Here is a 13708-nt window from a genome sequence, read left to right as displayed (position 1 = left end):
ACCATCATATGCTGAGTCATATCTTTCTTTTCATGAGTTATGCTAAAATAATACACGCACATGAAGGAGAAGAAAGGAGACATAGCCATGTCGCTACAAAATCGCTTACAAGATCTATTGAAAGAAGGACAAGCGCTGACAGACTTTGAATATGACGAAGCGGCGCGCCACAATTGGCCTTTAGAGGGTGCAAGAATAAAGGAAGAGGCACGCTTTAGCGATGTATATATTGAGCGTGTAGACAAAGAATCCGAGGACATGATTCAATCAGAGGGCACCTCATTTCTAAACACACCGCTTACATATGTAAAACAACATCAAAAAGAATTCATTTATATCGAATCAAAGTGGTTTGATGTGGTGAGAGTCGATGGATTAGCCATTGAATGGGACGAAGTATTTCAAACGTATACCGTGTTATTCGGTTTCAAACGTCCTAAAAAAGACACAGGCATTCTAAAGGACATGCTGGCTTCATTAAATGGTGCGCAGCTTCAATTTAATGGGCAAGACGGCTTGTTTGATGTGAATTTACAGCTTCTTGAGCTTGAGGACATCCATGAAGATATGCCCTTCATTGAAGTCATCTCAGCCGTGTACCGCTTTTTATTCCGCCTGATCATGCAGCTTGAAATGAATGAATCAAACAACGGCTCAAATTCCTGAGCCGTTGTTTTTGTGATCCATCTATTTTGATGAAGGCGTGACAAACCGTACATCATGCTCTTTTCCATATTGAAGATAATCTTCACTTGGCTGTTTATTCGTCACGACGACATCAAGATCTTGCAAATGACAAAATGTGGTCAAAGCGTAATGATTAAATTTACTATCATCCACTAATAAAAACGTTTTGGCACTTTTTTCAACAACCGTCTTTTTAATATCCGTTTCAAGCGGGGACGAATTCGTGACGCCGTGATCAATGGATAAACCAGTTGATGCGATAAAGGCTTTATTGACATTGTAAGTTTTCAAACGCTCTACACTTTGATAGCCAACGAATGAATTCGTTTTTCTCTCAAGCATCCCACCGGTGGAAAAGATAGTGAGATTCTCATAAGGCATCGCCTGTGTGATGAAATCTACATTATTGGTCACAACAGTCACCTGTTTCTCAGTCAAATAGGGAAGCATCTCAAGTGTTGTCGTACCAGAATCAACAAAAATCATATCCCCATTTTCCACAAAAGCAGCTGCTGTTTGACCAATCAATTGCTTTTTACTCAGCTGATGGGTCTTTCGCTCCTGATATACTACTAATGTTGAATGATTCACAGCCACTCCGCCATATACTTTTTTGAGCACGCCGGACTCGACCAATGCTTGTACATCTCGGCGTATCGTGTTTTTTGAAACGCCAAAATGCGCCACAAGCTCATCCAGTGAGGCAGATTCCCGGTCAAACACATACTCTTTGATTTGCTGAATCCGTTTTGTTTTGATCATGCTACATTTCTCCAATCCAACCGTATGTCCTTTTTCCATTATACCAAATGGCTTCTCTTTTCCCCATCTCGATAAAAGCGTATGATAGAGAAAAGAACGTAACGGAAAGGACTTTCACTTCTATGAATCAATCAAACAACCCATTTTCAAAGCTTGCGAATTTTAGAGAAGTAGGGGGACTTCACACAACAGATGAAATGGTCATCAGGGAGGGGATGATTTATCGATCCGCAGATTTGTCCCGTCTGACGAAACAAGATATCGAGACGTTTTCGACCCTTGGGATTCAAACTGTTTGCGATCTCCGTACAGCCTCAGAACGCAAATCACATCCGCCAAAGATCAAGGAACATAACAAAATCGTCCATATTCCCATGCATCCTGACAGTAAGATGCCAAGTAAATGGACCATGTTTCGTATGCTGGTAGCAGAAGGGAAATCTTTCACTTTCACACCGATTATGAAGGATTTATATCAAAGCATGCTCACAGAGCGTAAAGAAGAAATTCAGCAACTGTTCACACTGCTTTCAGATAAAAGCAATTACCCGCTGATGCTTCACTGCACAAGCGGTAAGGACCGGACAGGCTTTTTATCTGCCCTCATTCAATTAGCAGCAGGTGTACCGATGTCTGCCGTTTTAAGTGAATACATGCGCTCTAACGAAGGGGTGAAAATGCTTGTCAGAAGGCAGCAGCGATTTGTCCGGATGATGAGTTTATATCGGGTATCAAAAGAGCAAATTCAGCCGCTTCTCGGTGTGCAGCAAGATTATCTGGAAGATGTGCTAAACGAAATGATGAAGACATACGGGAGTGCAGAGCGGTATTTAATCGAGGCTTGCGACATCCCTGAAGTCCAGCTCAAGGAAATGAAAAACATCCTGCTGACACCATCTGCTGGCATTCGATCTCAAAAAGCGGAATAAACTGATGATGAGGTGATGCAAAAAATGGTGAAAAAGATCTGTATGACGTGTCTAACACTAATTTTAATGTTTGTATTCTTATTGATTCCTTCTAGCAGTCTAGCTCGTCCAATCCCAAAAGGGAAGCTTGAAAGCACAAGAGAGATGCGCGCAGTATGGATCGCATCGGTTTATAATTTAGATTGGCCTTCAAAGAAAGGACTGCCTGTCAAAGAGCAAAAAGAAGAGTTTATTCATTTGTTAGATGAGATCAAAGCGATGAATATGAATGCCGTGATCATGCAAATTAAACCGACAGCAGATGCCTTTTACCCTTCGGCATACGGGCCGTGGTCCGAATATTTAACCGGCACGCAAGGGAAAGATCCCGGGTATGACCCGCTTGAATTCATGATCGAAGAAGCTCATAAACGTGGGCTCGAATTTCACGCTTGGTTTAACCCGTATCGCATCACAATGAATCATACCGATCTCAGCCGTTTATCAGCCGATCACCCGGCAAAAAAACATCCTGATTGGACCATTGCGTACGGAAATCAGCTTTATTTCAATCCAGGCATTCCAAAAGCTCAGGAGTTCATTGTCGGCGGTATAGAAGAAGTCGTGAAAAACTACGATATTGATGCAGTGCATATGGATGATTATTTTTACCCGAATAAAATAGCCGGTGTGCCGTTCCCAGATCAAGAAACGTATGAAACATATGGAAAAAAGGCATTTACGCATATAGAAGATTGGCGAAGAGATAATGTGAACCAATTGGTCAAGCAAATCAACGACACCGTGAAGAAAGTAAAGCCGTATGTGAAATTTGGTATTAGCCCATTTGGAGTATGGCGCAACATAAAGGATGATCCGACTGGTTCAAATACCACAGCAGGGATGACCAATTACGATGATTTGTATGCTGATACAAGAGAGTGGATTCAGCAGCATGATATCGACTATGTCACCCCGCAAATTTACTGGAGCATCGGTTTTCAGGCAGCCGCCTATGACGTGCTCACGAAATGGTGGTCAAATGAAGTGAAGGGAGAGCCTGTTCACCTGTACATTGGTCAGGCGACGTATAAAATTAATCAAAACAGTGATCCTGCTTGGTCAGATCCAGAAGAATACTTTCGGCAGATCAAACTAAACAGACAGTCACCTCTCGTACAGGGAAGCATGCACTTTAGCCTAAAGGATATCAACCGTAACCCTTTAAATGTCAAAAATCGATTGATAGAAGATGCGTACCGTAAACCGGCTCTCATTCCAGAAATGCCTTGGCTTCATCAGAAAGCGCCAAAAAAACCAATCATTCAATCTATTAAAAAAACAGCAGATGGTGCAGCTTTACAGATCAAAAATGATCCGCAATCTACCGCATCCTATTATGCAGTCTATCGATTGACGACGAAAGGAACATATGAGTTGCTTCAAACTGTTAGAAAAGAAACTGGTACGCTGACATCTGTCAAAGATCTTTCAGTTCACCAGAATAAGAGTAATACTTACAAAGTAACGGCTCTCAATCGTCTTCATCACGAAAGCAAACCTTCTACAAAAAGAGTGAGATAACGAAAAAGCATGAATGAGGATTTTCTTCGTTCATGCTTTTTTCTATTATTTTTGTTTTAATTTTCTGAATTCAGCCAAGCTTGGCATGAAGCAGACACTTGATTAATAAATATGATAGAAAAGAGCCAAAGGGGGAAACACGATGGATTTTGAATTAACGAAAGAACAGCAAATGATCCGGCAGATGGTCAAAGAATTCGCCAAGGAAGAAATTGCACCACTCGCTCAAACCATTGATGAACAGGCTGTATTCCCAGCCCAAACTTTTCAAAAAATGGGGGATCTCGGCTTGATGGGCATTCCTTTTCCAGAGAAATACGGAGGCTCAGGAGGAGATACAATCTCATATGCGCTCGCTGTAGAAGAAATCGGAAAACAGTGTGCCAGTACAGGTCTTAGCTATGCCGCGGCCGTTTCCTTAGGCGCAAGCCCGCTGTATTATTTCGGTACAGAGGAACAAAAAATGGATCACCTCTTCCCGCTGGCATCTGGAACAGCACTCGGTTCCTTCGGATTGACGGAACCAAATGCAGGATCAGATGCTAAAGGGACAAAAACAAAAGCGGTCAAAGACGGACAAGAATATGTGATTAGCGGGGAGAAGTGCTGGATCACAAACGCCAATTTTGCCAGAACCATTATCGTTACCGCCGTATCGGATCACGATGAGCACGGCCGTCCAATCATCTCCGCCTTCATTGTAGAAAAAGGGCAAAAAGGGCTGACCATTACAAATCCATACGACAAAATGGGGGTGCGCGGTTCAGATACGGCTGAAATCATTTTAGACAACGTACGTGTACCAGCTCATCATATATTAGGAGATCCAAATAAAGGCTTCAAGCAATTTTTATACACTTTAGACGGGGGGCGAATTTCGATTGCTGCCTTATCTGTTGGGATCGCACAAGCTGCACTAGATGCTTCTCTCTCCTATGCAAAGGAAAGAAAGCAATTTGGGCAGACCCTTTCTTCCTTCCAAGCCATTCAGTTTAAGCTGGCAGATATGGCGATGCAAATAGAACTCGCTAGACAAATGGTGTGGAAAGCCGCCTGGCTGAAAGATCATGGCAAGCCATTTACAAAAGAAGCTGCCTATGCCAAACTTTTCGCTTCAGAAATGGCGACAAAAGCAAGTCTTGATGCTGTCCAAATTCACGGAGGAACAGGCTATATGAAAGAGTGCGGGGTAGAACGGCTTGTGAGAGATGCCAAGCTCATGGAAATTGGAGAAGGCACCTCTGAAATTCAGCGTTTAGTCATCGCAAGACAATTGTTAGCTTAATTCTTTTATGAAAACGCTTACTATTGGTGGAGGAGGAAATTCATGATGTCGATTCATCCACAAACGATTGGCTCCCTATTAAAAGAGAAAAAGGAGCAGCACCCAGCACATGAAGCCATTGTGTATCCAGAACGTTCATTACGTTATTCATACGAAGCGTTTTTTAAAGAGGTCAAGGAAACAGGGAAAGGTCTTATGGCATTAGGCGTTCAAAAAGGAGATCATATCGCCATTATGGCACCCAATGTACCTGAATGGCTCATGCTGCAATTCGCCTGCGCTTCTATTGGAGCCGTTCTTGTCACCGTGAATACGAACTTTCAATCACAAGAACTCGCTTACTTACTAAAGCACTCTGATAGCAGCATGCTGTTTATCGTAGACGGGTTTAAAGAGACATCATATGTCAGAATGCTTGAAGACCTCATCCCAGAGCTCCAAACAGCTCATCAGGGCGAGATCACTTCAACAGCATTTCCATATTTAAAAAGTGTCGTTTATATTGGCGAGCACACGCCAAAGGGCATGCGCAGCTGGGACAGTATTCAAGCTGCTGCCAAAAGAACGGAGGATGATGAATGGGAGAAACGAATGGAGGAGCTAACGCCTGATGACGTCATTAATATGCAATATACGTCAGGGACAACCGGCTACCCAAAAGGTGTCATGCTCAGCCATACAAACATCGTCTGCAATGCCAGTCAAATCGCAGATTGCATGAAGCTCACCCGTGAAGACCGCATGTGTATCCCCGTGCCGTTTTTTCATTGCTTTGGGTCTGTTCTTGGCGTACTTGCTTGTCTCGCAAAAGGTGGCACGATCATTCCAATTGAATCTTTCCACCCAGAGCGAGTCCTTCAAACAGTGGAAAAAGAGAAGTGCACGGTTCTTCACGGCGTCCCGACAATGTTCATCGCAGAGCTTGATCATCCGAATTTCCACAAGTACAATCTGTCCACATTACGCACCGGCATTATGGCAGGATCTCTCTGCCCATCCCATGTGATGAAAGCCGTCATTGAACAAATGGGTCTGAAGGAGCTCACGATTGCCTACGGCCAGACTGAAAGCTCGCCTGTCATTACCCAAACAAGAACGGATGATTCATTTGAAAGGCGGGTTCAAACAGTCGGTCGGGCGCTTCCTCACATCGAGGTAAAAATCACCGCCCCAGGTACCCCATATGAAGTACCAAGAGGAGAACAAGGCGAGCTGTGCACGAAAGGCTATCACGTGATGAAAGGCTACTATAAAAATGAAGAAGCCACAAATGAAGTCATTGATGAGGACGGGTGGCTTCATACAGGAGATTTAGCGGAGATGGATGAGGATGGCTATGTGAAAATCACAGGACGGCTGAAAGATATGATCATTAGAGGCGGGGAAAATGTTTATCCAAAAGAGATTGAAGACGTTCTTTACACGCATCCAGCCATTCTTGATGCACAGGTCGTCGGTATTCCTGACGAGACTTACGGAGAAGAAGCCGCCGCATTCATTCGGCTCAAACAAGGTCGCACGGTGACGATTGAGACATTAACCAGCTACTGTCAGTCACAAATGGCACGCTACAAAATTCCGAAATATTTTTTCATCACAGACGAGTATCCGATGACCGCCTCAGGGAAGATTCAAAAATTTCGTCTGAAAAAACAGGCACTTGATCTAATAAAGGAGTGAGGGCAGCGATGTTCAAAAAAGTATTGATCGCCAATCGAGGCGAAATTGCTCGTCGAATTATTCGGACTTGTAAAAGGCTCGGGATCAACACCGTGGCTGTTTATTCAGAGGCAGATCAGCATGCACTTCATGTGCAAGAAGCAGACAGCGCCTATCTTATTGGAGGTGCAAAAGTATCTGAAAGCTATTTAAACATGGAAGTGATCATCGAGGTAGCCAAGCAGACAAATACAGACGCCATCCACCCTGGGTATGGCCTTTTATCAGAAAATGCCGCCTTTGCAGAACGCTGCCGCAGCGAAGGAATCGCTTTTATTGGTCCATCTGCACAGGTCATTCAGCGCATGGGGAATAAAATTGAAGCGAGAAAAACGATGGATCATGCGGGAATCCCCATTGTACCTGGCGTTTCAGCACCTCTCCATGACGCAGAAGAAGGAGTCAGTAAAGCGCAGTCACTCGGTTATCCGATCATGCTCAAGGCATCAAGCGGAGGCGGAGGTATCGGCATGCAGCTTGTCCGAAATGATGAGGAGCTGCGTAAAGCTTTTGAGGGAAATCAAAAAAGAGCGCAAAGTTTTTTTAACGACGGGACGCTTTATATGGAAAAGGTCATTGAAGACGCGCGGCACATTGAAATCCAGGTCCTCTTTGATTCATTTGGCCACGGGGTTCACTTATTTGAGCGCGACTGTTCACTCCAGAGAAGACACCAGAAAATCATCGAAGAAGCACCAGCTGCCTGTCTCGATGAATCCGTAAGACAAGAGATGGGACGGGTGGCGGTGAAAGCAGCCAAAGCCATTGGCTATGAAAATGCAGGGACAATTGAATGTTTAGTCGATCAAAACCAACAATTTTACTTTTTAGAGATGAACACGAGATTACAAGTAGAGCACCCTGTCACAGAAGAAATTACAGGTATTGATCTTGTCGAGGAGCAACTGAAAATCGCTGCATCAGAGCCGCTTTCCTTCAATCAGGGGGACATTCATCAAATCGGGCATGCCATCGAGGTCAGAATCTATGCGGAGGATCCCGTCACCTTTTATCCGTCACCAGGAACAATCACTCGGCTATCTATACCAGAAGCTCCCTATATACGCCATGAATCAAGTGTGACAAGCGGGAGCGTCATTACCCCATATTACGATCCAATGATTGCGAAGATGGTCGTTTACGGTGATACACGAAAACTTGCAATAGAACGATTAAAACAGGCGTTACAAGCATATGAAATAGAAGGGATCAAAACCAACTTACCGCTTTTGAGGGAAATGGCTGAATCATCTACTTTCTTACATGGCAGCATCACAACCGATTTTCTCATGAAAAAAAGGGAGGGGAACCGTTCATGAAAACGGTCACGATACAAATGGCGGGAAACTTATGGAAGCTTCTTGTGAAACAAGGCGATGAAGTGCAAAAAGGGCAGGAGGTCGCTATCTTGGAATCAATGAAAATGGAGATTCCAATAGTGGCAGAAGAGGCAGGTGTCATCAGCAAAGTGTATAAAAGAGAGGGAGAATTTGTCGATGAAGGGGAGGTTCTTCTAGAGCTGACAGAATAGGGGGAAGCGAGATGGCATTACCAAAGCGTGTACTTATTAGGGAGGTTGGCCCGCGGGACGGATTGCAAAATGAATCCACTTGGCTGGACACAAGTGAGAAACAAAGATGGATTGAACTGCTCACAACAGCCCGGCTTCCTTATATTGAAGTCACCTCATTTGTTCATCCTAAATGGGTCCCAGCCTTAAAAGACGCCAAAGAGTTAGCCCAATCCTTACACAAAAGAGGCGACATCACCTATGCAGCACTCATTCCTAACGAAAAAGGCTTAGCTCACTTTTTTGAAGCAAATCTTGACACAGGCGCTATGTTTATCTCCTCGAGTGAAACACATAACAAAAAAAATATGAATCAATCCATCCACGAAACACTTCCTGTCATCAAACAAATGACAGCTGATTTAAAAGTAGCAGGAAAACAGACACGCGCATATATTTCCACCGTGTTTGGCTGCCCTTATGAACATCAAGTGCCGATGGATCAAGTGTTGCGGTTAACGGATATGCTGCTTTCTTATGGCATTGATGAAATATCACTCGGTGACACCATTGGAGAAGCCCATCCGCTTCAAGTAGAAAGACGCTTAGACATTTTACTTGAACGTTTTCCTGCTGATAAAATCGCTCTTCATTTTCATGATACGAAAGGGATGGGTCTTGCCAATATTTATACGGCATTAAAAGCTGGAATCACCACATTTGACGCCTCTAGCGGCGGGCTAGGCGGCTGTCCATATGCGCCTGGCTCTAGTGGAAATGTCGCGACAGAAGATGTCGTGCATATGCTTCAAAAACTAGGAATTGAAACCAATATCGATTTTCCAGCATTGATAAAAGCGGCAGAATGGATCGAATCAAAAGTAAATCGAACCCTGCCTAGTCATTGTTTACGCGCTTTTCACTCTCATACTACTTCATAAAGGATGAATGTGACATGACATCATTGGTCAATTTTACGATACAAGATGAACAGATTGGAATCATGACCTTAAACAGACCAGCACAAGCAAATTCCCTATCTGCTGCGATGCTTGAGGAGATCAATCAACTCATTCAAGAAATCAAACATGATGAAAGCATCCGCTGCCTGCTCATGACAGGAGCTGGTTCTAACGTTTTTTGCGCAGGTGCTGATTTAAAAGAGCGACGATTGATGACAGAAGAAGAAGCAAAAGCGGCAGTTCTGTCAATTCAGCAAACCTTTACAGAAATTGAATCCCTTCCTGTACCTGTCATTGCCGTCATGAATGGACACGCACTTGGCGGAGGACTTGAGCTCGCACTGGCTTGTGATATTCGCATCGCACGAGCCGGAGCAAGACTCGGTCTGCCAGAAACAGGACTAGCTATCATACCAGGGGCAGGAGGGACGCAGCGGCTTCCTCGTCTCATCGGACTCGGTAAAGCAAAAGAACTCATTTTCACAGGTGCTTCATTACAAGCTGAAGAAGCCATTCAAATTGGACTAATTGAGCACCTCTCTTTAGCAGATTCCCTTATGAATGACGCCATTTCTCTCGCAAAACAAATCGCCAAAAACGGCCCAATTGCTTTAAAAGAAGCGAAACGAGCGATTCAAATGAGTCTTGATCATGATCTGCGTACAGGTTTGATGAAGGAATACGAAGCCTATGTCCGGCTCATTGATACAGAAGATCGAATGGAGGGCCTTCAAGCTTTCCAAGAAAAACGAACGCCTCAATACAGAGGCAACTAGCAAGAAAGGGGAATGGGCATGATTGAAGAATATGAAGTGAAAAAACAGCGGATTGTCAAAGGAGGAGCTGAACGATACCATCAAAAAAACAAAGAAAAAGGAAAATTGTTCGTCCGTGACCGGCTCCAGTTGTTATTAGATCAGGATTCGTTCATTGAGGATGCGATGTTTGCCGAGTGTAAAGATGAGCATTTACCAGCAGATGGTGTTGTTACAGGGACGGGGCGGATGAATGGGCAAACCGTATGCGTTATGGCAAATGATTCTACTGTCAAAGCTGGATCATGGGGCGTCAAAACGGTCGAAAAAATCATCAGAATCCAAGAAACAGCAGAAAAGCTCAACTGCCCAATGCTGTATTTAGTCGACTCTGCGGGTGCTAGAATCACCGATCAAATTGCGATGTTTCCAGGCAGAAGAGGAGCGGGACGCATTTTTTATAACCAAGTGAAGCTGTCTGGACGTATCCCGCAAGTTTGTTTACTATTTGGTCCTTCTGCGGCAGGAGGTGCTTACATTCCTGCTTTTTGTGACATCGTTGTGATGGTCGAAGGGAATGCCTCGATGTATTTAGGCTCTCCGAGAATGGCCGAAATGGTGATTGGAGAAAAAGTAACACTTGAAGAAATGGGCGGGGCAAACATGCACTGCAGCATATCAGGATGTGGTGATATTTTAGCCAAAACCGAGGAAGAAGCCATTCAAATCGCTCGCGACTATTTAACCTACATGCCTGCCAACTATACAGAAAAACCAAAACTGGCAGCCGCAAAAGCACCTAAAGCATCTGAGAGGACCATCCAAGACCTTATTCCTAAAGGGCAGAATACCCCTTTTGATATGTATCAGCTCATTGATTTACTCATTGATGAAGGATCATTTTTTGAAATCAAAAAACTGTTTGCCGCAGAGCTGATCACAGGCTTTGGCCGCATGAACGGGCAGCCTGTCGGTCTTATTGCCAACCAGCCGAGGGTAAAAGGCGGGGTGCTGTTCCATGACTCAGCTGACAAAGCTGCCAAGTTTATTCAGCTATGTGACGCCTTTCATATCCCGCTCCTTTTCCTTGCGGATATACCGGGATTTATGATCGGAACAAAAGTGGAACAAGCTGGCATTATTAGGCACGGGGCGAAAATGATCTCCGCTATGTCAGAGGCAACCGTTCCGAAAATATCGGTCATTGTGCGTAAAGCATACGGTGCAGGTTTATATGCAATGGCAGGACCAGCGTTTGAACCAGACTGCTGTCTTGCTCTTCCATCAGCGCAAATTGCTGTCATGGGGCCAGAAGCGGCTGTAAATGCTGTCTATGCAAATAAGATTGCCGAATTGCCTGCTGAAGAGAAAGCTGCATTTATCCAAGAGAAACGCAAGGAATATCAAGAAGATATGAATATATATGAGCTTGCTTCTGAAATGATTGTCGACGGCGTCATCCCGTTCGACCACCTGCGAGATGAGCTTTGTCATCGATTACAAGCCTATTCCTCAAAAGAGATGACATTTACAAGACGAAAACATCCGGTCTATCCGGTCTAAGGGGGCAGCCTCATGATGAACCTGAAACCAGTATGGAAACCGGAAGAGCAAATGATCAAACAGACACGTCTTTACCAATGGATGCACTCACTTGGTTTTTCTACTTATGATGCATTCTACAAAGCTAGTATCGAGCGTACCGATTGGTTTTGGAGAGAAGCTGAAAAGGCGGTCGGTATCAAATGGAAGATGCCGTATGAAGCCGCATTAGGTCAAGATTCACTCATGTGGCCAAACTGGTATAAAGGCGGCCAACTCAACATAACCGAAACGGCCGTGGACAAATGGGCAGAGAACGAAGAAGCGCAGCATCAGCCAGCCGTGATTTGGAAAAACGAGATGGGCGAAGAGAGGAGATGGACGTATCTCGATCTTCAGGAAAAGGTGAATCGCCTCGCTGCTGGCTTTTTGAAGAATGGGCTTCAAAAAGGAGATGTGGCAGTCATTTATATGCCGATGCTTCCTGAAACGGTCGCTGTCATGCTAGCCTTTGCAAAAATTGGCGTTATCTTTAGCCCCGTCTTCTCTGGATATGGAAGCGAGCCTCTTGCCGTACGTATTCGTGCGTCAGGTGCAGCCATTGTCGTTACAGGCTCAGGCATGACGCGCCGCGGGAAGAAGATCAATATGCGGGAATGTGCAGCAGAAGCCATAGGCAAAACCACGACCGTCAAAACCGTTATTGTACACACTTCCTCTGACACTGAATATGAAGGAGATATTAGGTTAAACGATTTGTTAAAAGAAGACCCGATAAGTGAACCGACCTATCTCACAAATAAAGAGCCTCTCATGATCTTATACACTTCTGGAACGACTGGTACGCCAAAAGGAGCGGTCCATACACACGCAGGATTCCCTGTAAAAGCAGCTTTTGATGCCGGTCTTTGTATGGACGTTGCAAAAGGAGACCGCTTGTTTTGGCTCACAGACATGGGCTGGATGATGGGGCCATTTCTCGTCTTTGGCGGCTTGATCAATGGAGCTGCGATTGTTTTATATGACGGCGCACCCGATTATCCAGATGAACAGCACCTCTGGTCATTCATTCACAAGCAAAGGGTCACCCACTTTGGCCTTTCACCTACGTTTGTTCGATCTGCGATGCAGCAAAATCTTGCAGGTATAAAGCTGCCGCATGTCAAAGCCATCATATCTACAGGTGAGCCATGGAATGAAGCACCATGGCAATGGCTTTTTGATAAAATTGGTCATAAGCATATTCCAATTCTAAACTATTCGGGAGGAACAGAAGTCTCAGGCGGAATTGTAGGAAGTACGTTGCTTCGCCCAATTAAACCAGTCCTTTTTAATGCGGCGATTTTAGGAATGGCAGCTGATGTATATAATGAAGCAGGTGAGAGCGTCATAAATGAAGTAGGAGAGCTCGTTGTGAAAAAGCCATGGGTTGGCATGACATGTGGGTTTTGGAAAGATCCTAAGCGTTATGAAGACACGTATTTCAAACGATTTGATGGGGTGTGGATACATGGTGATTGGGTGGTGCAATCAGAGGATGGCACGTTTCATATCACTGGCAGGTCGGATGATGTCATTAATACAGCAGGAAAACGTGTCGGTCCAGCAGAAATTGAATCCATTCTTGTCAGTCATCCGGCAGTACACGAGGCAGCTGTGATTGGGGTAAAGGATGAGGTGAAGGGGGAGGCACTCGTATGCTTCATCGTGACCAGCCCGCAGTCTTGTGACGAATCAAAACTGATTCAAGATCTCAAATCACATGTTGGTTCATTTGCGGGAAAAGCGCTCACGCCAAAGGAAATTCATCTTATTTCAGCTTTACCGAAAACAAGAAACGGAAAAATCGTCCGGCGTTTATTAAAAGGAGCTTATGAACAGCAGCCTCCACCAGATCTTTCTTCTTTAGACAATCCTCATGTGTACAAAAGCATTTGCGAGTACTTGAAACGGAAACAGAACAGCGTGTAAACAAGAGCCATCGCATCGGTGTT

At 44.5% G+C, this 13708-nt stretch carries 12 protein-coding genes; 11 read left to right on the top strand and 1 reads right to left on the bottom strand.

The window, feature by feature from the left end; genetic code table 11:
• The first annotated feature begins 87 nt into the window (after nucleotides 1-87).
• Nucleotides 88-666 (top strand): branched-chain amino acid aminotransferase, encoded by a 579-nt coding sequence (locus tag NSS78_RS09400; RefSeq protein WP_212046634.1) that lies wholly within the window; start codon nucleotides 88-90, stop codon nucleotides 664-666.
• Between the two features lie 21 nt (nucleotides 667-687).
• Here the strand turns inward: NSS78_RS09400 and NSS78_RS09395 are convergent, their stop codons facing one another.
• Nucleotides 688-1449 carry a DeoR/GlpR family DNA-binding transcription regulator gene (locus tag NSS78_RS09395; protein WP_212046635.1) on the bottom strand — a complete coding sequence of 254 codons (762 nt, stop codon included), beginning with the start codon at nucleotides 1447-1449 and terminating at the stop codon, nucleotides 688-690.
• Nucleotides 1450-1571: 122 nt separating this feature from the next.
• Between NSS78_RS09395 and NSS78_RS09390 the strand changes: the two genes are divergently transcribed.
• The 10 genes from NSS78_RS09390 (at nucleotide 1572) to NSS78_RS09345 (ending at nucleotide 13685) form a co-directional block, all read left to right on the top strand.
• A complete protein-coding gene (locus tag NSS78_RS09390; protein WP_212046636.1) occupies nucleotides 1572-2378 on the top strand; it encodes a tyrosine-protein phosphatase in 807 nt (268 codons plus the stop codon).
• A 24-nt stretch (nucleotides 2379-2402) separates the two neighbouring features.
• Nucleotides 2403-3941 carry a family 10 glycosylhydrolase gene (locus NSS78_RS09385; protein WP_106032532.1) on the top strand — a complete coding sequence of 513 codons (1539 nt, stop codon included), beginning with the start codon at nucleotides 2403-2405 and terminating at the stop codon, nucleotides 3939-3941.
• Between the two features lie 142 nt (nucleotides 3942-4083).
• Nucleotides 4084-5226 (top strand): acyl-CoA dehydrogenase family protein, encoded by a 1143-nt coding sequence (locus NSS78_RS09380; RefSeq protein ID WP_212046637.1) that lies wholly within the window; start codon nucleotides 4084-4086, stop codon nucleotides 5224-5226.
• A 42-nt stretch (nucleotides 5227-5268) separates the two neighbouring features.
• A complete protein-coding gene (locus tag NSS78_RS09375) occupies nucleotides 5269-6906 on the top strand; it encodes an AMP-binding protein (RefSeq protein ID WP_212046638.1) in 1638 nt (545 codons plus the stop codon).
• Between the two features lie 8 nt (nucleotides 6907-6914).
• Nucleotides 6915-8264, top strand: coding sequence for an acetyl-CoA carboxylase biotin carboxylase subunit (locus tag NSS78_RS09370; protein WP_050944833.1), 1350 nt, complete (start codon nucleotides 6915-6917; stop codon nucleotides 8262-8264).
• The gene (locus NSS78_RS09365; RefSeq protein WP_050944834.1) at nucleotides 8261-8476 is read left to right on the top strand and encodes an acetyl-CoA carboxylase biotin carboxyl carrier protein subunit; all 216 of its coding nucleotides are present in this window, start codon (nucleotides 8261-8263) and stop codon (nucleotides 8474-8476) included. The genes NSS78_RS09370 and NSS78_RS09365 overlap by 4 nt, the downstream gene beginning before the upstream one ends.
• Before the next feature lie 11 nt (nucleotides 8477-8487).
• Nucleotides 8488-9396: a hydroxymethylglutaryl-CoA lyase gene (locus NSS78_RS09360; protein ID WP_212046639.1), complete on the top strand. Its 909-nt coding sequence runs from the start codon at nucleotides 8488-8490 to the stop codon at nucleotides 9394-9396.
• A 14-nt stretch (nucleotides 9397-9410) separates the two neighbouring features.
• Nucleotides 9411-10193: an enoyl-CoA hydratase gene (locus NSS78_RS09355; RefSeq protein ID WP_212046640.1), complete on the top strand. Its 783-nt coding sequence runs from the start codon at nucleotides 9411-9413 to the stop codon at nucleotides 10191-10193.
• An 18-nt stretch (nucleotides 10194-10211) separates the two neighbouring features.
• The gene (locus NSS78_RS09350) at nucleotides 10212-11735 is read left to right on the top strand and encodes an acyl-CoA carboxylase subunit beta (RefSeq protein ID WP_212046641.1); all 1524 of its coding nucleotides are present in this window, start codon (nucleotides 10212-10214) and stop codon (nucleotides 11733-11735) included.
• 12 nt (nucleotides 11736-11747) lie between these two features.
• Complete coding sequence (locus NSS78_RS09345; protein WP_327841070.1) at nucleotides 11748-13685, top strand: AMP-binding protein; 1938 nt, start codon at nucleotides 11748-11750, stop codon at nucleotides 13683-13685.
• The last annotated feature ends 23 nt before the right edge of the window (nucleotides 13686-13708 follow it).

This window comes from Bacillus sp. FSL W8-0920, assembly GCF_038593215.1.
In the GTDB taxonomy this organism is placed as follows: Bacteria; Bacillota; Bacilli; order Bacillales; family Bacillaceae; genus Bacillus; species Bacillus pumilus.
The sequence above is the reverse complement of the archived record's forward strand: the minus strand, read 5'-3'. Positions and strand labels throughout refer to the sequence as shown.

Coding starts and splice junctions, on each gene's coding strand:
- NSS78_RS09400 (WP_212046634.1), top strand. CDS start 88: ATGTCGCTACAAAATCGCTTACAAGATCTATTGAAAGAAGGACAAGCG.
- NSS78_RS09395 (WP_212046635.1), bottom strand. CDS start 1,449: ATGATCAAAACAAAACGGATTCAGCAAATCAAAGAGTATGTGTTTGAC.
- NSS78_RS09390 (WP_212046636.1), top strand. CDS start 1,572: ATGAATCAATCAAACAACCCATTTTCAAAGCTTGCGAATTTTAGAGAA.
- NSS78_RS09385 (WP_106032532.1), top strand. CDS start 2,403: ATGGTGAAAAAGATCTGTATGACGTGTCTAACACTAATTTTAATGTTT.
- NSS78_RS09380 (WP_212046637.1), top strand. CDS start 4,084: ATGGATTTTGAATTAACGAAAGAACAGCAAATGATCCGGCAGATGGTC.
- NSS78_RS09375 (WP_212046638.1), top strand. CDS start 5,269: ATGATGTCGATTCATCCACAAACGATTGGCTCCCTATTAAAAGAGAAA.
- NSS78_RS09370 (WP_050944833.1), top strand. CDS start 6,915: ATGTTCAAAAAAGTATTGATCGCCAATCGAGGCGAAATTGCTCGTCGA.
- NSS78_RS09365 (WP_050944834.1), top strand. CDS start 8,261: ATGAAAACGGTCACGATACAAATGGCGGGAAACTTATGGAAGCTTCTT.
- NSS78_RS09360 (WP_212046639.1), top strand. CDS start 8,488: ATGGCATTACCAAAGCGTGTACTTATTAGGGAGGTTGGCCCGCGGGAC.
- NSS78_RS09355 (WP_212046640.1), top strand. CDS start 9,411: ATGACATCATTGGTCAATTTTACGATACAAGATGAACAGATTGGAATC.
- NSS78_RS09350 (WP_212046641.1), top strand. CDS start 10,212: ATGATTGAAGAATATGAAGTGAAAAAACAGCGGATTGTCAAAGGAGGA.
- NSS78_RS09345 (WP_327841070.1), top strand. CDS start 11,748: ATGATGAACCTGAAACCAGTATGGAAACCGGAAGAGCAAATGATCAAA.